Annotated in this window: 17 protein-coding genes and 1 pseudogene; 11 read left to right on the top strand and 7 right to left on the bottom strand. The window is 39.5% G+C overall.

Features of this window, described 5'->3' with window-relative positions; genetic code table 11:
* The first annotated feature begins 1,133 nt into the window (after nucleotides 1-1,133).
* Together RG963_RS03535 and cbiQ are read left to right on the top strand one after the other, a co-directional pair.
* Nucleotides 1,134-2,117 carry an ATP-binding cassette domain-containing protein gene (locus RG963_RS03535; RefSeq protein WP_310574901.1) on the top strand — a complete coding sequence of 328 codons (984 nt, stop codon included), beginning with the start codon at nucleotides 1,134-1,136 and terminating at the stop codon, nucleotides 2,115-2,117.
* 34 nt (nucleotides 2,118-2,151) lie between these two features.
* Entirely contained in the window at nucleotides 2,152-2,958 is an 807-nt protein-coding gene (gene cbiQ, locus RG963_RS03540) for a cobalt ECF transporter T component CbiQ (RefSeq protein ID WP_310574902.1), read from the top strand.
* Between the two features lie 74 nt (nucleotides 2,959-3,032).
* Here cbiQ and RG963_RS03545 read toward each other — a convergent pair whose 3' ends face one another.
* The 3 genes from RG963_RS03545 to RG963_RS03555 form a co-directional block, all read right to left on the bottom strand.
* Nucleotides 3,033-3,854, bottom strand: coding sequence for a nicotianamine synthase family protein (locus tag RG963_RS03545; protein ID WP_310574903.1), 822 nt, complete (start codon nucleotides 3,852-3,854; stop codon nucleotides 3,033-3,035).
* Nucleotides 3,847-4,596: a nicotianamine synthase family protein gene (locus tag RG963_RS03550; protein WP_310574904.1), complete on the bottom strand. Its 750-nt coding sequence runs from the start codon at nucleotides 4,594-4,596 to the stop codon at nucleotides 3,847-3,849. The genes RG963_RS03545 and RG963_RS03550 overlap by 8 nt, the downstream gene beginning before the upstream one ends.
* A gap of 418 nt (nucleotides 4,597-5,014) precedes the next feature.
* On the bottom strand, nucleotides 5,015-5,797 hold the full coding sequence (locus RG963_RS03555) for a class I SAM-dependent methyltransferase (protein WP_310574952.1): 783 nt from the start codon (nucleotides 5,795-5,797) through the stop codon (nucleotides 5,015-5,017).
* Between the two features lie 988 nt (nucleotides 5,798-6,785).
* Between RG963_RS03555 and RG963_RS03560 the strand changes: the two genes are divergently transcribed.
* The 5 genes and pseudogenes from RG963_RS03560 (at nucleotide 6,786) to RG963_RS03580 (ending at nucleotide 10,990) form a co-directional block, all read left to right on the top strand.
* A complete protein-coding gene (locus RG963_RS03560; protein WP_310574905.1) occupies nucleotides 6,786-7,202 on the top strand; it encodes a hypothetical protein in 417 nt (138 codons plus the stop codon).
* Nucleotides 7,097-7,702, top strand: a complete 606-nt coding sequence (locus RG963_RS03565) for a hypothetical protein (protein WP_310574906.1) — start codon at nucleotides 7,097-7,099, stop codon at nucleotides 7,700-7,702. The genes RG963_RS03560 and RG963_RS03565 overlap by 106 nt, the downstream gene beginning before the upstream one ends.
* Nucleotides 7,703-7,914: 212 nt before the next feature.
* Nucleotides 7,915-8,271 (top strand): annotated as a pseudogene (locus RG963_RS03570) (response regulator); the annotation flags it as partial.
* Nucleotides 8,272-10,013: 1,742 nt separating this feature from the next.
* Nucleotides 10,014-10,688 carry a cobalt transporter CbiM gene (cbiM, locus tag RG963_RS03575; protein ID WP_310574907.1) on the top strand — a complete coding sequence of 225 codons (675 nt, stop codon included), beginning with the start codon at nucleotides 10,014-10,016 and terminating at the stop codon, nucleotides 10,686-10,688.
* Nucleotides 10,685-10,990, top strand: coding sequence for a PDGLE domain-containing protein (locus RG963_RS03580; protein WP_310574908.1), 306 nt, complete (start codon nucleotides 10,685-10,687; stop codon nucleotides 10,988-10,990). The genes cbiM and RG963_RS03580 overlap by 4 nt, the downstream gene beginning before the upstream one ends.
* Nucleotides 10,991-11,033: 43 nt before the next feature.
* Here RG963_RS03580 and nth read toward each other — a convergent pair whose 3' ends face one another.
* Both nth and RG963_RS03590 read right to left on the bottom strand, forming a co-directional pair.
* A complete protein-coding gene (gene nth, locus RG963_RS03585) occupies nucleotides 11,034-11,738 on the bottom strand; it encodes an endonuclease III (protein ID WP_310574909.1) in 705 nt (234 codons plus the stop codon).
* Between the two features lie 130 nt (nucleotides 11,739-11,868).
* Nucleotides 11,869-13,221, bottom strand: a complete 1,353-nt coding sequence (locus RG963_RS03590) for a dihydrolipoyl dehydrogenase family protein (RefSeq protein ID WP_310574910.1) — start codon at nucleotides 13,219-13,221, stop codon at nucleotides 11,869-11,871.
* Nucleotides 13,222-13,585: 364 nt separating this feature from the next.
* Here RG963_RS03590 and purH point away from each other — a divergent pair, with 364 nt between their 5' ends.
* A complete protein-coding gene (purH, locus tag RG963_RS03595; RefSeq protein WP_310574911.1) occupies nucleotides 13,586-15,202 on the top strand; it encodes a bifunctional phosphoribosylaminoimidazolecarboxamide formyltransferase/IMP cyclohydrolase in 1,617 nt (538 codons plus the stop codon).
* A 954-nt stretch (nucleotides 15,203-16,156) separates the two neighbouring features.
* Entirely contained in the window at nucleotides 16,157-16,942 is a 786-nt protein-coding gene (locus tag RG963_RS03600) for a helix-turn-helix transcriptional regulator (protein ID WP_310574912.1), read from the top strand.
* A 181-nt stretch (nucleotides 16,943-17,123) separates the two neighbouring features.
* Here RG963_RS03600 and RG963_RS03605 read toward each other — a convergent pair whose 3' ends face one another.
* Together RG963_RS03605 and RG963_RS03610 are read right to left on the bottom strand one after the other, a co-directional pair.
* Nucleotides 17,124-18,047, bottom strand: coding sequence for a UbiA family prenyltransferase (locus tag RG963_RS03605; protein ID WP_310574913.1), 924 nt, complete (start codon nucleotides 18,045-18,047; stop codon nucleotides 17,124-17,126).
* A 1,472-nt stretch (nucleotides 18,048-19,519) separates the two neighbouring features.
* Nucleotides 19,520-20,125: an acetate uptake transporter gene (locus tag RG963_RS03610; RefSeq protein WP_310574914.1), complete on the bottom strand. Its 606-nt coding sequence runs from the start codon at nucleotides 20,123-20,125 to the stop codon at nucleotides 19,520-19,522.
* 246 nt (nucleotides 20,126-20,371) lie between these two features.
* Here RG963_RS03610 and gpmI point away from each other — a divergent pair, with 246 nt between their 5' ends.
* Both gpmI and RG963_RS03620 read left to right on the top strand, forming a co-directional pair.
* Nucleotides 20,372-21,919, top strand: a complete 1,548-nt coding sequence (gene gpmI, locus RG963_RS03615; RefSeq protein ID WP_310574915.1) for a 2,3-bisphosphoglycerate-independent phosphoglycerate mutase — start codon at nucleotides 20,372-20,374, stop codon at nucleotides 21,917-21,919.
* A gap of 248 nt (nucleotides 21,920-22,167) precedes the next feature.
* Nucleotides 22,168-23,130 (top strand): beta-ribofuranosylaminobenzene 5'-phosphate synthase, encoded by a 963-nt coding sequence (locus tag RG963_RS03620; protein ID WP_310574916.1) that lies wholly within the window; start codon nucleotides 22,168-22,170, stop codon nucleotides 23,128-23,130.
* Nucleotides 23,131-23,171 lie beyond the last annotated feature (41 nt).

The raw sequence follows: 23,171 nt of genomic DNA on the forward strand, positions 1-23,171 counted from the left end.
TTATTGAAAACTTCCAGTAGCCGTTTTCCTAATCTTCGGTTGAGATAACAACTGCAAATTTTTAAATAATTTACCAAAAACAATAACAAGAAAAATGTTATTTTTTTGAAGACATCTGCGGAAAGTCAGTTATAAGAAATCCTCCTACTATTCTGGGAAAATATAGAATATATATGGATGATAAACGAAGTCAAAAATATCCGAGGAACTTTAACTTTTATAATTTCACTTTTATAACTCCTATGTATTTTTTATAGATTTATTCTATTGGATGGGCGCGGTAATCGGTCAAAGGTTGAGTATTCCTATATGATATAGGATATTGGAGTTCAGAAAAGCATAGCATGAAAAATGATAGAAAAACGAGAAAGTAGGAACGTTGATTACAGACTAACAAAACATCAATACAACGTCAATCAACTCTACTCTGAAAGAAAGTTCACATAGCAAAGAAATGATTAATCAAGGTATATTATTCATGATTCAATCAATATAATTATAAAATCATAATAAGATTCAAAAGTACGAGGAAAATCTAAGTTTTTTCCTATATTACTTACTTTTAGCATTGTGGCTCCCCATCTGCCTTGTATACAGGTGAGGAGACCAACATTGCAAATTTAGATCTATTTAGGAGGCGTATCTTTTTCTTGTCTGTTCGTATGAATTCTGTCTGTTCGTAAGACATATTACTAAATGACAAACAACTATTTAATACTTTTGTCAATAATTGTGTTATTTAATGTTGATAAATTAAAAATAAGTAGTACTTATCAAAAGAATGAATTTCTCTCTATGAACCACCTTTCGGAGCTAATACATTTCAAGAAGAAATATGACTCCGACCCTTAGCGCAAGTATCAGAGTCCCGTATCTGGATATATATTTTTCAAACCGCATTCTTGTACTGTTTATTGACCATTTACTAAGGATATTTTTGTGAGGGTACGTAACTTAACATTGGAAATTAAAGCGCAAGCAGTAAAATGAAGATTAAAAGCAGAATATAAAATACAAAAAATAAAGTAAAAACCATAAAACATAAAAAAGATAACTTCATTAGTAGTAACACTATTTTTAAAAAAGTTAGTTCTCAGAAGTTAGACACTATTTCATACAGGACGTTTTCAAGTATGAGCATACAGAATTCCCCAAGGAACTCCGAAGAAGCAATAATTATTCAGAAGGAAATAATAGGCAGAAGTAATATTAAAACAGGGACTAGCCCCGAAAAGGCAGACAGAGCCTCTGAAAGAAGCGGTATTCCTATCCTTGAAGTCAAAGACCTCTGTCATAGATACCCTCACCTTGATTCAAACGCCCTGGATATGATTAACTTAAAAATATTCAAAGGGGAAAGAGTTGCAGTTCTTGGGGCTAACGGGGCAGGGAAATCCACTTTATTCAAGCATCTTAATGGAATCCTGCGGCCTCTTTCAGGGGAGGTTCTGATAAAAGGAGAAAAGGTTACTAAAAAGAATGTCAGGACCTGCAGGGAAACGGTAGGAATTGTCTTTCAGGACCCTGATGACCAGGTACTCGCTCCGAGTGTTGAAGAAGATATTGCTTTTGGACCGATTAATATGGGTTTATCCAGAGGCGAGGTCGAAACGAGAGTAAAAGAAGCTCTGGAGATGGTTGGACTTACAGGTTTTGAAGAAAGAGCCCCACACCATCTGAGCGGAGGGCAGAAGAAACTGGTGGCAATCGCAGGTATTCTTGCCATGCGCCCTGAAGTGATAGTGCTTGACGAGCCAACAGCAGGCCTCGATCCTCTAAGTTCCGCCCGCGTCCTTGAACTGATTATGAAAATGAACAGGGAACTTGGAATCACGCTGCTCCTTTCTACCCATGATGTGGATGTTGTCCCTTATTTTGCTGAAAGGGTCTTTGTTCTCCACCATGGAAGACTTGAAGCTGAAGGGAGCCCGGACGAGATTTTCAGTGATTCCGAGCTTCTCAGGAAAGCTCATCTAAGACTCCCAAGAGTGGCCGAGGTATTCGAAATGCTCCAGCAGGAAGGAATCGATATTAACATACAAATAACAGCCGAAGCAGCCAGGGACGAAATCCTGAGGGTTATCGGCCCCAGTGATAAAACGGCAGGGACGACGTGAAAGTCAAAAAAGCTTCCGCACAGGAGAACATTTGATGGTAACCCTCACGGATATTGAACGCGAGTCATACAAAAACAGCTTCATACACCGGCTTGATCCCAGAGTAAAATTGCTCTTTTCGCTTGCAATAATCATTTACGTAGTGAGCCTGCCGAGGATTCACGAAAAAAATATGGTTCGCCTTCTTGCCATAGAAGCTTATTTACTGTTTCTTGTGCTCGTTGCCGGACTGGACTTAAGGTATTTTGCCCTCCGCATCCTTGCTATTTTACCGTTCGGACTCGGAATTGCCCTTATTCAGCCTTTTCTGAGACCTTCGTTTATGGAAACTTATACCCCTTATCCTCTTGGCCTGCCTTTCGGGCTCAGCATAACCTATGAGGGACTTGCCTTCGGAAGTTCACTGATTGCGAAATTCCTGGTCTGCATAACAGTCGTCGTCCTTTTCTCTTCCACTACACGGATGAGAGATATGGTCATAGCAGCAGACAGGATAGGCATCCCAAGAGAATTTACCCTGCTGCTGAGTATGATGGTACGCTATCTTTTCCTGTTCTGGTCAGTCCTGAAAAGAATAAAAATTGCGCAGCAGACCAGGCTCTTCGATATCTGGAACAAAGATGTCCCAAGGAGATGGGTCATCGAGCAGGTAGGAAACAGTATGAGCGCAATTTTCATACGCTCCTACGAGCAGGGAGAAAGGACCTATATCAGTATGCTTTGCAGAGGCTACGGAAGCGGGCATGAAAAAGCGTATTACAGGAAAAAAATCAGGGCTCAGGACGTCTTTTTTTTGCTCCTGAGTGCAGGTTGCATATTATATATTCATCTTTATGTCTGAGAGATCTGCTGCCTGAAAAGAAACCTGAGTTATATAGTTTTTGAAACCCACTTTTTATAGATCTCCAGAAGATTTTATCTTTTTTTCAGAAATACAACCGTATTATTAACTGGAGGTTCCGGCTGAACCCGAAGATATTCTTCAAATCCGGCAGGTAGTTCGAAGAGAGAACTACTATCCAGAACTCTCCGAAGACCCCTTTTGTAGAGACGATAGGAGACTTTACTTCCCTTTGGCAGGACTTTTGCAAGGTGCTCGAATATCTCTTCTTTAGGTTCAGCCTGGGCAGCAACCATGTAAAGGTCACAGCTGGTATTAAGTGGTAGAATGAAGTGGTTTCCTTCTATTATCGTGATGTTTTCGGAAAGACCAAGGCGGGCAATTACCTTCCTGGAGAGGCTTGCTCTTTTTTTATCCTGCTCAATTCCAATTCCGAAAAGACCATATTTGTGGCAGAGAACTATCAGACTTAGGGGTAGAGGCCCACTTCCAAGAAAAATAACGCAATCTTTTGGTTTTAGGCAGGAACCTGTATATTCGGTCCTGGCAAGCTGGAGATAATTTGGATAAAAAGTAAAATTTTGGAGGTCTTCCCATGGATTCCGGCTTGAGAGAAGACTTTTTGCTTTTTCAATTTCAAGTTTCAGATTGTATAAAAGCCGAAAGTTAGAAATTGAAATTAGCAAGGAGTCAAATCCCGGGCTTTTAAGGATCATCTCTGTGGATAATTCATCTATATCTAGGGCTGCAAGTTCATCCAGTCTTTTAAATACGGCATGCAGTTCGATTGAGGAACTTTCCAGAATTTTGATCTCCTCAAGACCATTTACACGAGCATGAATCTGCCGAAGTTCGGCGATTAAGGGTACAGCCCCAATTTTGAGGATGTTACTCACACTCCAGGAAGACCAGGGTATTGTTTACCTTTCCAGCTGGATATATCTCTTTTATTTTTCGAAAACCTTTGATCTGTTCCGGCTGGACTGACAAATAAAGAAGCTGTCTCATGCCACTATAGTTGCGGTAGCACACTGAGATGGATTTTTCAGGACCTGATTTTCTATTTTTTATCATCAAATGGATGTTCCGGAAGATGCGCTCTTTGGGTTCGGCAAGTCCTGCTATCAGTACAGAATCCCATTCAATTTTTGAAAGTGCGGTTTCGTCCCCTTCAAGAATATTTATCTCCTTTTCGAGGCCAAAGTGCTTTACACAGCTTTTTGCCAGAACTACTGCTTCGGGGTCTCGATCTACGCCGATACAGCGGATGCCGTATAGTTTACTGAAAAGCAGTAGAGTAACAGGAAGGGGACCACAGCCTACAAAAGCCAGCACTTTAATTTGGGAAGAATTCTGGATATGGTTTTTAATCAGATTTTTGTACCTGGCATACAGAGGAAAAGATTCCAGCATTTTCCAGGGTTCTTTGCAGGCCAGAATTTCTCTTGCAAGTTGGGTCTCATGCAGGCTAAAAAAATGGGTGTAACTGGCATAAATAGAAGGAAGTACGGCGTTGATCTCGGGGTCCCTGAGTACAACCTGACAGAGAGCGTCAGTGACATCAAGCTGCCCAATTTCATCCAAGTCAGAGAAGATTTCGTAAAGATGGGGAAGATTAAACTCGGCAATTCGATTCATATCACAAGATTGAATGTTACTGTAAAAATTCAATATGCAAGATTTTATAGTTCTTATATTGAATAAATTCTGTCCATGTTCCTGAAATAAGGGTGAAAAATTGCTGTCCTCTGTGCTCAGTAAGCTGCTCATAAGATAAGATCCGATTCAATTCGTTGTAATTATATTAACAAAAATATATAATTATAGCAATATATACTCGGTCTGTGAAAAACGTATATAAAGCTTTGGATAATATTCTGCAGGTGTTAATATTAAAAATATATATATAAATTACATATGAAAAAATAAGTAAAACGTATGAAGAATTCGTTGAAATAGCCATTGAATACAAAAACAAAAAAAAATAATCGTTAACGTCGGGAAAATAAAAATGTTAGGGCATTTGGCATTGGCTCATTCAGAGTGACAGAGGAACTTATTCTAACTTTTTCTGCCCCGATATCAGAAAAATGGAGTTACTCCCAAGAAGCCTCTGCGTGAATGATTGCCTATTTTTTTTAAACTTCTGCACCTCCAGAAGAGGATTGACTGCGGTGTTCACAAATCCGATTTCAGAAAAGAGGAGAGAAGCATTCTCCGGACTTATTTTCTCATAGAGAGGCAGTGAATTCCGGATTGGCCCATAACAATCCTTGAAAATCGAAGCGGTCTGGTTCTTTTTCACAAACCTTTCAGCCCCTTCGGAAAGCATTCTTTTAATGCGTCTGCCTGGTCGGGGATCAAACCAGTCGCCATCTATGGCAAAAATCGTGCCTCCCGGTTTAAGAACCCTCCTCCATTCCCGGACAGCACACGCAGGCTGCTGGAGAGTCCATAGCAGGAATTTATTCGTGACCAGATCGAAAGAACTGTCTTCAAAAGGTAGGTTTTCCGCATCCCCATGGAAAAAATCAATCTCAAGGCCCATATTCTGTGCGTTATGCTTTGCTCTCTCAAGCATTCCTTCGGAAAGATCTATGCCTGTTACCTTATGCCCCATCTCAGCAAAAAGAAGGGCAAGAAAACCAGCACCAGTCCCCACGTCCAGTACTTTCAAACGCTCACTGGAAACCAGGGAATTTTCAAAGATTTGTTTCCAGACAGTGCGTTCTTCTTCATCAAAACCACTTACCCCGTTTGTGTATGTGGAAGACCTTATATTCCAGTAGTTGGCAATAACTTTCTTACAGTTTATATAAACACCTCCAAGAAATATTATAAAGAAAGCCCCTTACCTGCCCTTTTTTGCATAAGTTCTTTTATGCTATTCTTAGTTCTATTTTTTGAAGGCTTTTATTTTTGTATCCGTTTTTTAATTGGGTTGGTAAACACTTCCCATTTTCAAAAGGTTCGAGTTTTTGAGCTTTTTTTCGGCAGTGTTGCAAATTTGATGTAAATTTAAAGTTAAATTTCATGCATTATTAGGATTTGACTTTATGGAAGGTAACCTCCTTTAAGCTCGGATTTTTTATGACGAAAGGTTTTGGCGTCAGACCCTTTATTTTCAAGCTTCGTATGCGCGTATTTTTTAATCTGAGGGTTTTTGTTCTCGCAATTTTATCAGGCATATTTTATTCCTTCCCTTGCCAGAAAGTTTTTCTTAGCTTCTGGTTCATACTTATGTTAGCATTCGTAAAATAAATTATTTCCTATTACTAATTAATTGCATACAAAACTAATAAATTTACCCATAGAAATAACAATAAAATAGAATTTAACGATGTGAAATTAGATGAATAGTTGATGCCCAGAGAAATAAAAATATTCCAAGGAAACGTGCGGAAAGTCAGTTTGAGAATTAAACTATGAGTTTTCCCGTTTCTGAGTTCAGATGATTTTAAGAGAGTTGCGGCAGTTTGAGAGATAAAAGAGGACATAATGTGTTGTAAAATCTGCAAAAGAAGTATTGAGAACGATTTCTCAGAAGGAGGTAAGAGAAGGGGCCACAGTGAATTTCCTGCGGTTCGGATTGAAGAATAGGTTAGATTATAATTTTCAATAAATTATTTTGCATTTATCTGTTATTTTTCAAAGAATCCAGTTTCTTTGTATCTCCCGGTTTGTTAATACTAATTTTTATTTTGATATGAAAAAGTATTTAGTTATAAAACTCTTTTAAGTATAAAATAACATGAAAGTAAGTAATAGTGTTACCAATTAGTTCCTAATTTGGTAGAAACCGGTGAATTTTAGGGAATGGATTCTTAATGCAGAAAATTAAAGCAAAACAGGCTTCACCGAAGCAAAAAAACGGTTTACAGATATATAGGGAGTGGGACGAGTTACCCTTTGTATCTTCGCCGACTCCTCATTTTGCCCAGTTCTTCTCTCTTGGGTATTTTCTTTCTCCTGATTGCTCTGTATCTCTTCCAGGACTTTTCTATCTTGATCTGAACATTTACCGGGAGCCCATGATAAAAGCTCTTATCAAAGAACAAAGTGAGGATCTGTACCGGCTAATAAAAAGGGTCCAGTTTGACGGAAAATATTATAAGGTAAAATGTGTGCGTTCAGAAGAATGGGAACACTGCTGGGATCTGGCGGTCCGAGTGCAATTTATTGGAATGATACAGGGGTTAGCCTTCGAGCCGAAGAAGATTGTTTCCATAAAAGACAAGAAATAACCTACAAATTCCTTGTCCTGGTAAATCCATATGAGTTGTGGGAAAGGGAACTGGTCGAAAGGTTATGGAACCTTCAGGAGAGAATTGAGTTCCTGATAGCAAAAATCCTCTTTCACGAGTGCATCCATATCCTTATCTTCCTCGGAAAAACTCTACCCTCAGGTTTTGAGCAGACGGATAGTTTCCTTGAATTTAGAGAGATGCTTAAGTTTGCAAACTCGGAAAAACTGTGCCCTGAAAGTTGTGGCGTCCAGTCTCATCTTGTGAATCTGGCTGACCTTGCCCCAAACTTTTCCGAAAGTTCCGAAAAAAAGCTGGATAAGGTTTCTGAACTTTATGAATTTCTGATCCACGAAAAATACAGTATCAGAAAAACCGATCTGGCTTTCGGCCTTTCCTGGAGTAACAGAAAAATTTCCCGGAACTATGCGAAAATCGCAGCTTTGAAAATGGGCTCCTGTCCGGAATCCAATAAAAAAATTATGGGAGAAAGAAGTTAACAGGTTGCATAAGGATTTGGAAGAAGTATATTACAGGATTGATGATAACCAGGCATTTGAGAGTGAGATAAATTGAAAAATTTCCTTGAAAACTTGAACATCAGAAACTCGATTGATTATATTAAATACCAGATCTGAAGAAGCTAATTTTGAGTTTCAGGATAGGCTCAATAGTAAAATTCTTTTAATAAAAATAAAAAGGAGGGAAATAGATAGTGAGAGTTATGATCGTGGACGATGCCGAGTTTATGCGAATGGTAATCAAAGACACTCTCTTAAAGCACGGATATGAAGTGGTTGCTGAAGTGGGTGATGGGAAAGAGGCAATTCAAACTTATCTGGAAGTAAAACCGGATCTCGTGTTAATGGATATAATTATGCCAGATATGGATGGAAAAGAGGCATTGCAAAAACTTCTTGTTATGGATCCGGAGGCAAAAGTGGTAATGTGCTCTTCTCTTGGGCAGCAGGCCCTGATAACAGAGTCAATGAAAATAGGCGCTATGGGTTTTATAGTAAAACCTTTTGAACCTGATGGAATGCTGGATGTAATAAGAAAAATTGCTGATCAAATTAGTGTCGCGCCAACGGCAAAATGTCGTATAAAATCGATTGCGACTATTCAGAATCGTTGAATCTTTGATGGTTGACACTATATTAGTTTAATTTAACTCAAATAGAACTTAAGTGATTGAAATAACAAACCAGCGCCTAAAGCATCAAACTTATTTTAATATTTATGCCGTATTGATCATGCTTGATTCTCTCACAATATGTGCAAGTTTAGTGTGGATATTACATATATAAGAAGAACAAACAGTTTACTTTCCAGATAAGACTGAAAAGCTGCTCAATATTGAGATACGAACGATTTAATGCAATGTAGGGTCCTCAAAAAATGATCCGTTTTTTAAGGATTATTGAGTCTTATTTCCCAGATAAATGTGGTTTTAATGCTTTCTCAAAAAAGTACATATTTTTAATAGTTTATTTGTTATTTTAATGGAATTAATCTCCTCAATTTCCAGATTTTAAACATTTTTTTGGCAGTTTTAAAAATTTGCTGTAAAATAAAAGTAATATTTTTGGATATGGTTAATAATTTGAGCCTACTTAATTTGAATTAGTATCCTAACTTAGGAGTGATTTAAATATAATATAAAGGGTTTCTGTTTCCAAGAATGATTATTTGAGGAAATAGAACTATAGATCAATTCCCAAACTGTAAATTTGAAGTTATATTTTTATCATTCCTTAATAAAATATATAACTCCGCCGAAAGTTTGGCATTCTGTCGATTTTCGGGGTGAAAAAGTTGGTTATTATTTTTAATCCAGTGCTCCATCTTTTGCACCCAGTCCCTGCCTACTTTGGTACCACAGGCAGGGGAAAAAAGGAGTTCAGGTGCTTTAGTTGATTTAGGAGGTAATTTAAGTTTTGTGTCTGTTCGCCAGAGACACTCTATCTTTATACTACTAACCGGTATTTAACATTTTTTATATCTTTTTTACCATTTGATGTTAAATTTCATTAATATATTCATACATTTATTAGTACATTAATTTCTTGGAGAATTTGCCATCTTTTATAGTGATAAAACATTGAAAGTGAGTAGATGGATTTAAAAAGCTACATGATATATGAAAAGATAACAACGCAGGTAAATAAGAAAAGCTGAAATCCCTTGGATCTCAGCTATATTCGACGTAGTCTTCCCGTTCTACTTTTTAACAATGATCCTCTAGCTCTTCTTCTCGTTAAGTTTCGTAATAGATAAGGAATTACAGCCAACATAGTTAATGTGAATATATATTCGACTTAGAGCCTATCCGAAAAGTGTTGTTACCTACTGTAACTTTTACAATTGACAATATGTACAACCGGAAAGGATGCCGATATTATAGACCTACCGTAACTTTTCAACATGCGTTAATGACTTTTCGGATAGGCTCTTAGTGAAAGATATGAGGATACTTAATTCGACTAAAAAATAAATATACAGATACTGAAGAAGGTTCCAATAAAAAAATTGTCAAAAAAAGTAATACCAAAATATATATATGTAATACTGAGTTATCTAAGAGTATATTGGTAATCTTTCAAGAATTCATACCGAAATGAATAGCGAGAACAGTTATAAACAGATGAATAAACTGCTTTTCATTTACATTGACGTACTCCGTAAATTTTGATTTTATTCAGTGTTTATCCTTTATTTTATGATAAATGTTCTGAAAAAACATATTGACTGAAATGTTCACAGTAAAAACGGGGAAAATTAAAAATAAGGTGTAAAAAGAGGAAAACAAAAATGCATATACCTGATTCTTTTATACCGTTAACTCAGGCAATCGTCTATTGGTTGATTGCCCTCCCATTTATAATAATGTCAATGAAATGGGCAAAAAATGAACTTGACGAAATGAAAGTACCTGTTCTTGCCGCCCTTGCCGCAGGAATCTTTGCAATCCAGGCCATGAATATTCCCATAGGGATGGGAACAAGCGGGCATATGGTAGGAGCAACCCTTGTTGCCATCGTCTTCGGAAGCCCCTGGGCCGGAGTCCTTGTGCTTACTCTAGTCCTACTTGTGCAGGGTTTCGCCTTTGGTGACGGTGGGATCACAACCATGGGAGCAAATATACTGAATATGGGTATCATTTCCGGGTTTGTCGGATATTATACATATGTTGCCCTTCGCAAGAGTACAGGCACAAGCATTGCAGCCTTCGGAGGCGCATGGCTAGGACTCTTTATCTCGGCAATAGTCTGCGCGATTCAGATTTGGATTGCAGGGACTTTCCCCCTCGTCCCAGGCCTCATCGCCATGGGCACCTATCACCTGATAATTGGTTTTATCGGAGAAGGGCTGATTACTGCAATTGTAATCACAGCGATTGCAAAATCCCGCCCTGACCTTCTTGAGGATAGTTTTACTGCCAGACCAGATAGACTTAAAAAGGAGACAAAGGAGACCCACGCATGAGCGGAAAATCGAATATGAAATTTTTTTACGCCGGAATTGTGATTGCGCTTTTGCTCGCCGTTCTAGCCCCATTCCTTGCATCTCCAGATCCTGACGGGCTTGAAAGTGCTGCTGGAGGGATAGTTGAAGAGTCAAAAATGTCCCAAATTGAAGAATCTCAACCAGTAGTTGGGTCCCCAATGCCTGACTATTCAATTGAAGGCCTGGGGAAGAGCGGAGAAGTTCTGGCAATTGCAGTGGGAACACTTGCAGTAATGGGAATCAGTTTTGGGCTGGGTAAAGTTTTCAATAAAAAAGCCTGAGGTTCGGGCTTTAAAGGTTCCATTACTCTCAGAAAAATAGAGGTTAAGGATTCATAAATATTATACTTGAAGGGCAGAGCTGATTCACAACGCAGGATGAACATTTTGGTTTTCTTGCCTGGCAGACTTTTCTTCCATGATAAATCAGGGTCATGGAGATCGAATCAAGGTCTTGCTTTCGGGCAAGCGAGATCAGGTCCTGCTCAATTTTATCAGGATCGGAGTTTTTCGTAAACCCCAGCCTTCTTGAAACCCTTTTTACATGCGTGTCCACAGCGATACCCTCAATTATTCCAAATGCTCTGGCAAGCACGATATTAGCGGTTTTTCTTCCGACGCCTGGCAAACTAACCAGTTCTTCCATAGTATCCGGGACTTTCCCATTGTAGTTCTCAACAATCAGTTGCGCAACAGCTTTGATATTCTTTGCTTTGTTTTTGTAAAAACCTGTTGAATAGACATCAATCTCAAGTTCTCTCAGGTCTGCATTTGCATAGTCTTCTGCGGTCCTGTATTTGTGGAACAATTTTTCGGTTACTCTATTAATCTGGACATCGGTTGACTGGGCTGAAAGAACGGTTGCCACAAGAAGTTCAAGGGGATTACTGTAGTTAAGAGAAGGTTTTGCATTCGGGTACTCTTTTTTTAGAAGAGCCCAGATCCGGTCAAAATTGTGCCTATTGTTAGGAATATCAGATTCATAAAGAAAATCTTGAGTAGCCGATTTTTTTGGCTTTTTCTCAGACATTAGTAACTCCAAATTTTCGGGTTTGTTTCCTATTTCAGCGAAAGCGTACTTTCTTTGCGAAGTCTGTATTTACATTTAGTTAAGGTACAGAGTATATTTGAGTGCCTGCTTCCGGGTCTTGTAAGAGGTTTTACAGCATATAAGGAATATCCGAACATATAGTAGGATAGGTAAAGATTACTTTTCTTATGTCCGATACACTGATGTTAAGCCTCATTGCCATGGCGAAAATATTTATAGCTTCTTCCGCGTTCGGACCCAGAATATGAGCTCCCATTATTCGGTCATTTACCTCATCAATAATTACCTTTGAAGCTGCAAATTCGATACCTGTTCTCTGAGTTGTCTTCCATTTGCTCCTGTCCCGGAAAATCACCTTATATTTATCGCTGTCTTTTGCTGCGTTGATTCCCACAGAAGCCAGAACAGGAATAGTAAAGACAGCACTCGGGATACCTGTATAATCAGCTTCGGCATCATCTCCATCCAGAATATTAGCTGCAGCAATCTGGCCCTGAAGTGTTGCTACCGGAGTTAGCTTCATGCCTTCGGCGACACAGTCTCCTCCAGCGTAAATATTTGGATTTGAAGTCCGCATGTGTTTATCAACTATAATACCTTTCTTCTCAGAATTAACGTCTGCATTCTCAAGTTTCAGGTCTTCGATATCAGGGACTCTCCCCGCCCCGTTCACAACCATATCCGCATTATAAGTTCGGATTTCGGATTGAGCCCCTTTTTTGAATTCGGTCCTTACCAGAAAACCGTCATTTTCCTTTTTGATAGCTGCCACTGGATTATTTGTAAGGATTTTAATGCCTGCTGTTTCTGAAGCTTTTACAAGCAGATCTACCATATCGAAATCGAAAGATCCGAGAGGTTTTTCGCTCCTATGCAGAATTAAGACCTCGGATCCTGCTCTTCTCGCAATGTGCGCAAACTCGAAAGAAATGTAGCCACCCCCGATGAAAATTATCTTTTTAGGGATCTTTTTAGTTTCCATGAAATCCTCATCCGTTGTAAGGTATTCCTCACCGGGTATGCCCAGTTTCCTGGGCTTTGATCCCGTCGCAATGAAGATACATTCCCCTTTGAGTTTATCCTCTCCGACAATTACGGTTTTCTCATCAGCAAATTGGGCTATTCCGTGATACATATCAATCCCCAAATCCGCGAGCATCTTTTCAGTTTCACGAGGATAGCTCTCAGTAAACGTTCTCTTGAATTTGATAAGTGAGGGCCAGTCGATCTCTAGAGAGTTATGAGACCCTGCGCCTTTTCCTATCAACCGGTTATTCAGGTCCATAGCTTCAGATGCACTTGCAAGCACTTTTTTTGGGTCACAACCTCTAAGAGGGCAGGTGCCTCCGTACTTCCTTGAGTCAATAATAGCGAATTTCAATCCCGATGACCGTGCCCTGCCTGCAAGAGTCCTGCCTGCAGTACCTGTCCCGATAATGATAATATCATACTTTTTTTCCATTAAATTCCCCACAACATTTGATATGTTATTTTTTGGACAAAGAAATTAAAAAAGTAATCCTGGAAAAAGCCGTTTCTCTATGCATTTCCTATTCATTCTATTTCCAAAGAATAAGTATTTCACCTGAACACTTTTCCTGAAAGAAGTTAATATTAGTATAGTTTCAGAAAGTTATGCATACAAAGTACCAAAAACTTAAAGAACTACATATCCAGAAGATTTCTGAGAGCATACTGAAGGGAATACTGGAATTTCAGAATTGAAGCTAGTTTTTCCCGAAAAGAGAAGCTTCTTTTTAATATAATACGTGTAAACCATAAGTTTTATAGCTAATAATTTTTAAACCAAATATATTGGTGATTTTTTGGTAAAAAGGGCACTGCTCAGCGTCTCAAATAAGACAGGAATTGCAGAATTCGCACGCGGGCTTGAATCACTTGGCGTGAAGATTATCTCAACAGGCGGGACAGCGAAAATTCTTCGCGACGCCGGCATAGAAGTTACCGATGTCTCGGAAGTTACGGGCTGTCCGGAGATGATGGGAGGACGGGTTAAGACTCTCCATCCGAGAATTCATGGAGGGCTCTTATGTCTGCGGGAAAGCGAGGAACAGATGGAGGAAGCTGCAAAAGAAGAGATATCTCTCATTGATATGGTGGCTGTAAATCTCTATCCGTTTGAGGTAACAGTTTCAAGAAAAGATGTAGAATTTGAGGAAGCCATTGAAAATATAGATATAGGGGGCCCAACTCTCCTTCGCTCGGCAGCCAAGAACTACCGTTCGGTAACAGTACTCTCCGACCCATCGGATTACGGGCACGTCCTAAAAGAACTGCGCTCAAGCGGAATAATTTCGGATTCGACTCGGGCTACCCTGGCAGTCAAGGCTTTCAGGCATACCGCTGATTACGATGCAGCCATCGATACTTACCTTAGTAAGACTCTGCTCGGAGAAGAAGTACTTCGCCTGAAGTTTACTGACGGCATGAAACTCCGCTATGGAGAAAACTGGCATCAGAAAGCCTATTTCTATAAAGACCCCAAAATAGAAGGCCCTAGCCTGGCAAAAGCCGCCCAGCTGCATGGGAAGGAACTTTCCTATAATAACTATGTGGATGCTGACAATGCCCTTCAGACGGTAAAAGAACTCGGAAATGCCTTCCCTGCAGTAGCAATCGTAAAACATAACAACCCATGTGGACTTGCTACCGGAAGCACACTCCTTCAAGCTCTTCAGGCTGCCTGGGACGGAGATCCGATTTCAGCTTATGGAAGCATAATCTGCACGAATGAAATCTTTGACCTTGAGGCTGCTACTTTTCTCAATGGAAAATTTGTGGAAATTATCCTTGCTCCTGACTTCAAGCCTGATGCCCTTGAATATCTGAAAAATAAAAGTGAGAACCTAAGACTCCTGAAACTGCCTGAACTCAGGGAAATTTTCGGGACAGAATATACATATAAGTATATAATCGGAGGCATGCTCAAGCAAAGCCGCGACATCGGAATCTACGAGAAATGGGAGTCGGTCACAGATGCCCCCTATCCTGAAGACAAGCGTTCTATCTCGGAATTTTGCCTGAAAGCCTGTAAAGCAACCAAATCTAACGCAGTGATCCTAGCTCATGAGTACGAGTCAGGCTTTTTCATGGTACTGGCTATGGGTGCAGGGCAGCCTAATAGGGTTGACTCTATCCGCAAACTGGCAGCCACAAAGGCTATCGAAAATCTGAGGACAATTTACAAAAGAGAACATCTTGACGTTTCCTTTGAAGATTACTGCCAAAAAGTTATGTCAGAATGCGTAATGGCGTCGGATGCTTTCTTCCCCTTCGATGACAGCATAATTTATGCCGCAGAAAATAATATCCGCTATATAGTCTCCCCAGGCGGATCAATCAGGGACGGCGAGGTTATTGCCACTGCAAACCGGCTCGGAGTTGCCATGATCTTCACAGGCATGCGCCACTTCCTCCATTGAGATAATCGATAAAATAACAATGGGCTGAAACCGGAATCCGAATCTCTGCCGTCTAAGGGGCAGGGGAAACAAATTTACAAATGATTTTAAGACCTGTTAACGCTCAATTGGCAATAGTTTCGAGTACACAGGAAATATATATATTTATATTTTAAAGGAAAATTCAGGATATAGATCAGATCTATCTGGACTACTGATTAAATATAACTTTTATTGAGCTCGTCCAAAACCAGTTTTATTCTCAATCAGTAAGCGCTTAAGAAATAATTATCATGATCAGAAATCTTGATTGATTATTCAGAATACGAGATTCAAAGAAGCACTTTTGAGTTTTGGATGAGCTCATTATAAAAAATGAGGATATAATACTTTTCACAGTTTTTGAGAACTTACTCAATTAAATTCACTGTATTAAGTTATATATTCAGCTTTTTTTGAACGTTTTCACATATAACATTTATTTAACGTTTGATCCAACGCATCCCTGCTTTAAAAATCGCTTACTTTTGGTAAATATTTAATAAATATATTACTTATGAATATGAATTTTTTAAGTATTATTTTTGTTATATTGTCTGAATACTTAACTATGAAATGTATATTAGTAAAATAATCTAATACCATTAACATATAAAATTTCTGTTCGTGGACGGAAAGATTATTTAAAGTGTCTGTCTACTTTTTCGGAAGCCAGATACATACAATCCGGAATGATAGAAAAAATCAGTAATGATTAAGTACACTCTCAAAAAAGATAATATATATTGAATTCGTATACCATTATAGCAATGTTATATCACCCAGACATAACTGCTACTCCAATTCAATGTAAAAAAAGAGAGGAATATAAAACTTAAATATTATATATTGTAAATCAAAAGCGGAGAGCCTACATAGGGACATAAAGCCCCAATTATTTCCAGGAACAATATTAAAAATAATGGGTTGATAAAAGTGAAATCCAACGGACTTTTAAGCATTCTAACTTTTTCTGAAAAGAGAAAGGATATTCTATTTCTACTTCAGGAAAATCCTAGAACTCTTTCCGAAATCAAAGATTATTTTGATGTAAGGTCACCTGAGATTCTGCCTCGCCTGAAAGAGATGGAAACCGCAAATTTGATTGTCAGGCAGGAAGGAATGTATCAATTGACCTCCCTCGGAAAAGTTTCAGCCATATATTACAAGCCCTTCCTGGACACCCTCACAGCTATAGAATCAAATGAAGATTTCTGGAGAGACCATGACCTTGTTGCAATTCCGGATATGTTGTTAAACAGGATTCAGGAACTTAAAGAATGCAGGGTTGTAAGAGATGAACATGAACATATTTACGATACTCATAAGGCATTTATGGAAAATGTGTTATCTTCTACCCAGTTCATGGGATTTTCATCCATTTTTCTTCCAAGCCATCCTCCAATGTTCCTGGAATTGGCCCGCCATAATATTCCGATTTCCATAATTGTTACACCCAATGTTTTCTTCAAAATAAAAAGCGAGCATAGTGCTGAAATTGAAGAATTCCTTAAATACAAGCATACAAGTTTCCATGTGTATGACAATGCAAAGATAGCTTTTGTGGTAACAGATCGATTCTTATCCCTTTCGCTCTTTTTCAAAAACGGAACCTTCGATCCTCGAAATGACCTGATAGGTTTTGACTCGTCTTCAATTAAATGGGGAGAAGACCTTTCTAAGTATTATAAAGAAAATTCAATTGAAATAAAGAATCTGTAAAATCCTGCAGGAAATTTCCGGAGAAGAACCCTGAAAAACGAGATATGGAAAATAAGGATTTAGGGATTTGCAATTTTGAGTCCGGTAAATTCACTGTGGATTGAATCGCTTTCTCTGAGACATTCTGTCTGCTGTATTGCTCGTTATACTTCAGCATAGAACTTTTGTTAAGCCATACAATTTATACCAGCAGAGCACCTGCAATCGTCCGTAGTCCGATTATTGAGGTTGATTCTCCGTCCACAAGAATGATCCTTTTGAATTTCCGGAAAGGAGGCTCTTCGTCATCAGACTTTGTATAGCTCTGGATGCAGATCAGCCCACATATGAAACTGTAGAGAATGATCATAGGTTCGAAAGCAAGAATTCCATTGATTAGAGCAATACCGAGTATCAGGTGGGAGAGCATGTGCACTCCTAGAAGGAAGTTACGGGTATTTCGTATACCGAGGCTTACAGGAAGGGTTTTTATACCTGCGAGAGTGTCCCCTTTGATATCTTTAAAATCATATATAGTAGAATTGACAAAGAGTTTGACTCCAAAAAAAGTGAAGATTAGAACAATAGGAATAATGTTTCTACAGGTGCTACCTGCAAGCCCGGAAATGAAAGTACCCCAGGTAAGACCCACAACAAAATTTTTGACTCCAAGTCCACCTTTGAGTTTCAAAGAAAATTTTCCGATATTAATACCTTTACTATAAAGAAAGCCGGTCACAAAAGGTATGAATGCGAGTGCAAGCATTCCCTCTTTTGCCAGTATATAGCTTCCTATGACAAAGGTCAGCATGGAGGCAGCAAGACCTATTTCCTTTTTAGAGCCACTTAATTCTTTCCGGTTTACAGTATCCTCTTCGGAACCGAGTGCCCTGTCGAGTGTATATACAGAGTAGATTACAAGTCCTCCTGCAATGCAGGTAAATATATTGGACTGGAGTTGGAGCAGGAGGAAAGCGAGATGAATTCTGAATGCACCTGAAAATGCAACTAATATAGAACTTTTTAACAATTCGCTAGTAGCATTCTTTTCCCCATACTCTGAGACATTCCTTAGTCTATGCCTGATAAAGCGGTCAAAACTTTCGAAAAATACATTGGAGTTCATAAAAATAATAATGAACGACTTACAAATATTATTAACTTAATAGAAGATTTTACAATCTGTATAAAAGATAACTGGTCAACTAAATTTTAAAGAAATGAACTAATAATAGCCGAATAAACTAACAATTGGTTGTAAGGAAATTATGTTCTCGTTATTCCATAAAAAAGATACTGGCATACATTTTATAAAAAATCGGAATAATTCTAGGCGTAGAAACCAATGTATGAAAGAAATGTATTAAGTTGCATACTGAAAATCTTGGAAAAGTTATTCAAACTGTATGAAAACAAAACCGATCTACAAACAAAGATCTTTGCCAAGCTGATCATATTTGTAACAATGGCTACATCATTTTTGTAAACTTCACCATTATTCACCGCATGGATGGTTTGGAACTGTGATGGTTGTGACCTGCGTCTCAACCACAATCTGAACCCTTATTATGGGGCTGTGGGCTAACTGTCCATTTGCCCCGGCTCCGGGAATGGGCTTAAATGCATTTTTTACATTTGACATGATTCTCGGTCTGAATATGAGCTGGCAGGTTGCCTTTACTGCGGTTCTTGTAGCTGGAATTGTCTTGTCATCTAACCCTTATAAAATTCAGAGAGATTATAGTCAATGAAATTCCAAAAAATCTTAAAATTACAATAAATGCAGGAATAGACTTTATTATTGCTTTTATTGGGTTTACGGATGCAACATGTTCAGGAGTGGTCTTGGGGACATTTACAGGAATTAGGTATGTTAAGTGCATCCGCAGCCGAGGAAAGACAGGGCTTACTTCAGTTGTAGTTGCAGGATTTTTTTCTGGTTGCGCTCTTCATATAGCCCAGCTCAGCCGTTATCTCCGAATATATGATATCTCCGGCCCTTATCATGGCAGAAATTTTCATGATTAAGGGGTTAAGAGATCTCACCTCTTAAACCCGGACAGAGGTTATTGCTGCAGCAGTTACTATCCTGATGATAACTCTCATCTATTCGATTGCGGAAGGAATTGTCTGGGGAATAATTTCCTACACTGCGATTAAGGCCGGAAGAGAAAACTTCAAAGATATAAGTGTAACCATGGTTTATCTATCCCTGATTTATCTGTTAAAGTAGAGGAATCTTCATGCGTCTTCGGTTAAGTGAGGAATCGTGACAAAATGCCCCCATTTTCACAACAGTTGTTATAAATTTCAACATATGGTGGACTGGAACAAGGTATCGAGTTCATATAAAATGGCCAAAGTTTAATCAGGCTTAAGGTGCAAAATCGATAGCTTTCAGGCAAGAAAATTCCTTAACCGATGACCAATGGAGGAATCTTTAAAAAAGTAAGACATTTTAGAGAGAAGGCAAACTCACAAACAATTCATGAAATAGAGGAAATAAATGGCTTCCCTGAAAACTCTGATAAGTAGAAAACACCAAAATAGTAAAAAATAAAGGGCAATTGTAGCCCAAAAAGAAGCGAATTATAAATGTTACAAGGGAATTATTTTCTTTCCGTACATTTCGTTCAGTACCTGCCCCATGGCAGCGTAAATTGCTGAAAACCCTGTGAGAATTCCCTCATAACCGGCGATCTTGAGTATTGCCGGGTTGCCCAGATAGTTTCCTGCAGCAAGAAGGAAAAACAGGATTGTCAGGGTAAGGAAAACAACCTGGAGAGCCCGTGTTGCTTTCAGTGTGCCTATGAACATGTAAAGAGTGAAAAGTCCCCACATGAAGAGGTATGCAGCAAAGTCTGTCGAAGTTAGAGCCAGCTCTTTAAAATTATCCCCTAACTTAGGGAGCAGGACAATTGCCACCAGACTAAGCCAGAAAAGCCCGTATGATGTGAAAGCTGTAGCCCCGAAAGTGTTGCCTTTTCTCCATTCTTCTATTCCGGCAATGACCTGACCTATTCCACCATAGAAGAGGCCCATAGAAAGAATCACCGCTCCCAGTGAATAGAACCCTGCATTGTGCAGATTCAAAAGTACAGTCGTCATTCCGAAACCCATCAAACCCAGAGGAGCAGGGTTTGCGGTTAAATCCGTAATTTTTACATCACGAACGTTCATAATATCTTTAATGTTTTGACTCATGAATACAATCCTCCTTCCCGTTAACCGGAGATTTAGCCTGAACTTCCATAAAAATGATATGGAGACACACTGCCTTTTTGGGTCTCATTTTTACGTTTTTTGAGAGATATGTAATTGTTAATACTTATATTTAAGGACAGTCAATATATTTTCAATACCCAATAAATATATAATATAAAATATTATAACAGTTACTGTAGAGTTTTATAACAAGCTATTTATAAACAGGTGTGGAATTCCCTTCATATGACTCAGGAAAGAAGACCTCTTATGCTCATGATTCTTGATGGGTGGGGCTACAGGGAAGCAAAAGAAGGAAACGCTATCCTGGCAGCCAGAACTCCAAACCTTGACCGCTTGACGGAAGAATATCCTTGGTGTTTATTAGAAGCCTCCGGGGAGGCCGTAGGTCTTCCGGAAGGTCAGATGGGAAACTCCGAAGTCGGGCACCTGAATATAGGAGCAGGGCGAATTGTATACCAGGACCTTACCCGAATAAACCTCTCCATCAGGAAAGGAGATTTCTTTAAAAATACGGCTTTTTTGAATGCGATTTCAAATGTCAAAGCCAATTATTCAAGCCTGCACCTCATGGGACTTGTCTCCTACGGAGGAGTTCACAGCTATATGACTCACCTCTATTCCCTTATCAAACTTGCACAGGAGAAAGGGATTAAAAACGTTTATATACATGTTTTTCTGGACGGGAGGGATGTACCCCCTAAAGCCGCCCTTAAAGACGTAAAGGAGCTTGATGCTTTTTGTAAGGAGAGCGGAAGTGCTAAGATCGCAACCGTATCAGGGCGCTACTACGCAATGGATAGAGATAAACGCTGGGACCGGACAAAACTTGCCTACGATGCCCTGACTAGCGGAATTGCTCCTTACACAGCTCCTGATGCAGAGACTGCAGTTTCTGAAGCCTATGAAAGGGGAGAAACTGATGAGTTTGTAAAACCGACTGTAATAGCCGATTCGAAAGGAAAGCCTGAGGCAATTATACGGGACAGTGATTCTGTAATCTTCTTCAACTTCAGGCCTGATAGGGCTCGGCAGCTTACGTGGGCTTTTGTGAATAAAGTTTTTGAAGGCTTCACCAGGGAAAAACGGCCGAAGGTTCACTATGTATGTATGGCCCAGTATGATGAAACCCTGGATTTGCCCATAGCTTTCCCCCCTGAAGAACTAAAAAATGTGCTTGGAGAAGTGCTGAGCAAGCAGGGGCTTATCCAGCTCCGCATTGCAGAAACCGAAAAGTACGCCCATGTGACCTTTTTCTTAAACGGCGGACAGGAAAAATGTTATGAAGGAGAGGACCGTTGCCTGATTCCCTCGCCAAAGATCGCCACCTATGACCTCAAACCTGAAATGAGCGCATATGAGGTTACTGATGAAGTGATTAAGAGAATCCGGTCAGGAAAGTATGATGTGATTTTCCTAAACTTCGCAAATATGGATATGGTGGGGCACACCGGAATTTTAGAGGCTGCAGTAAAGGCAGTCGAAACAGTAGACAGCTGCGTGGGTAGAGTTATAACGGCTCTGGAAGAAGCAGGGGGTGTAGCACTTGTAACTGCAGACCACGGAAATGCCGAAAAGATGGAAAATCCGATAACAGGAGAGCCGCATACTGCGCATACTTTAAACCCGGTAAAATGCATTTATGCAGGAAACGGTGAGGTAAAAGCTCTTAAGAACGGAAAATTATGCGATCTTGCACCAACTCTTCTGGAACTCCTCAAGCTCCGGAAACCTGAAGAGATGACAGGGAAATCACTTATCATAAAACAATAATTAAAGAAGAATTAAAGAAGAAGAAAAACTGTCTGAAACTTCAGACATCTTAATTTCCCTTTTATTTCGGTTTTCTTTATTTCAGTTTTCTTTTATTTCATTTTTTTTGATCTTTCGTATTATTTTCATGAAACTTAAGGCTTGATGAAAGATAATATTTAAAAGATTAAATATCAGCAGTTACAATAAAAGAGCACAGAACTTAAGAAGTCATAAGGCTTTAAATGTAGTTTCGGAGTTTAACAGGAATGATCAAAATAACCACTCCTTGCCGAATTCATATGACTCTTATTGATATGAATGCAGAGATCGGAAGAGTCGATGGAGGAACAGGACTAACCCTTTCCTCTCCGAATATAAAGATTACGGCCGAAGAAGCCGACAGAGTCAGTATCGAAGGTCTGCAGGGTTTTGCCGATCGAATGAAAAAAGCTGCAGAAGCCCTGCTTCCTGCAGGGAAAGGGATAAAGATCAACGTACTGGAATTGTACCCAGCCCATGTGGGTTTCGGATCAGGAACTCAATCTTCCCTGGCCGCGGCAGCAGCTGTGAATGAACTGTATGGACTTGGGAAGAGCGTTAGGGAACTGGCATTTGCAGTAAAGAGAGGAGGAACTTCAGGTATAGGAGTAACTGCTTTTGAAAAGGGGGGATTTATTGTTGACGGAGGGCACAGATTTAAAGACAAAGGTGCTTTTATGCCGTCTGCTGCCAGCAGAGTGCCCCCCGGACCGGTGCTCTTCAGGGGAGACTTTCCTGAATGGGACATAGTTATAGCAATCCCTAACGAGAAGGGAATGCATGACCAGGAAGAAATCGAGATCTTCAAGAAATTCTGTCCCCTCCCTATAGAAGAAGTCAGGGAAATTGCACATGTGGTTCTCATGCAGATGATGCCTGCAGTAATAGAGGGAGATATCGAGAGTTTTGGGGCCGCAGTAAACCATGTCCAGACTGTAGGCTTCAATAAAAGGGAGAGCCTTATCTGGCCTGGATTTGTAAAAGATATCGCATCTTTCATGCGCAGCCGAAGTTATGGAGCAGGAGTAAGTTCTTTTGGGCCTGTGGTATATTCCTTTGTAGATAATAAATCAGAAGGCAGGCAGCTCCAGGCAGAAGTCCAGAAGTTGCTCGACGAATCGGTCGGCGGGACTGTAATGCTTACCAGGGCAAAAAACAGCGGCGCAGAGATTTCCAGATTAGGAGCTTGAAGGGTCTTACAGGTTCAGTGAGAGTAGGATGGTAGACTGCA

The sequence above is a fragment of the Methanosarcina baikalica genome (assembly GCF_031461075.1).
Classification (GTDB): Archaea; Halobacteriota; Methanosarcinia; order Methanosarcinales; family Methanosarcinaceae; genus Methanosarcina; species Methanosarcina baikalica.

Coding starts and splice junctions, on each gene's coding strand:
- RG963_RS03620 (WP_310574916.1), top strand. CDS start 22,168: ATGATCAAAATAACCACTCCTTGCCGAATTCATATGACTCTTATTGAT.
- gpmI (WP_310574915.1), top strand. CDS start 20,372: ATGACTCAGGAAAGAAGACCTCTTATGCTCATGATTCTTGATGGGTGG.
- nth (WP_310574909.1), bottom strand. CDS start 11,738: ATGTCTGAGAAAAAGCCAAAAAAATCGGCTACTCAAGATTTTCTTTAT.
- RG963_RS03580 (WP_310574908.1), top strand. CDS start 10,685: ATGAGCGGAAAATCGAATATGAAATTTTTTTACGCCGGAATTGTGATT.
- RG963_RS03550 (WP_310574904.1), bottom strand. CDS start 4,596: ATGAATCGAATTGCCGAGTTTAATCTTCCCCATCTTTACGAAATCTTC.
- RG963_RS03560 (WP_310574905.1), top strand. CDS start 6,786: ATGCAGAAAATTAAAGCAAAACAGGCTTCACCGAAGCAAAAAAACGGT.
- RG963_RS03610 (WP_310574914.1), bottom strand. CDS start 20,125: ATGAGTCAAAACATTAAAGATATTATGAACGTTCGTGATGTAAAAATT.
- cbiM (WP_310574907.1), top strand. CDS start 10,014: ATGCATATACCTGATTCTTTTATACCGTTAACTCAGGCAATCGTCTAT.
- RG963_RS03590 (WP_310574910.1), bottom strand. CDS start 13,221: ATGGAAAAAAAGTATGATATTATCATTATCGGGACAGGTACTGCAGGC.
- RG963_RS03605 (WP_310574913.1), bottom strand. CDS start 18,047: ATGAACTCCAATGTATTTTTCGAAAGTTTTGACCGCTTTATCAGGCAT.
- RG963_RS03535 (WP_310574901.1), top strand. CDS start 1,134: ATGAGCATACAGAATTCCCCAAGGAACTCCGAAGAAGCAATAATTATT.
- RG963_RS03565 (WP_310574906.1), top strand. CDS start 7,097: ATGGGAACACTGCTGGGATCTGGCGGTCCGAGTGCAATTTATTGGAAT.
- cbiQ (WP_310574902.1), top strand. CDS start 2,152: ATGGTAACCCTCACGGATATTGAACGCGAGTCATACAAAAACAGCTTC.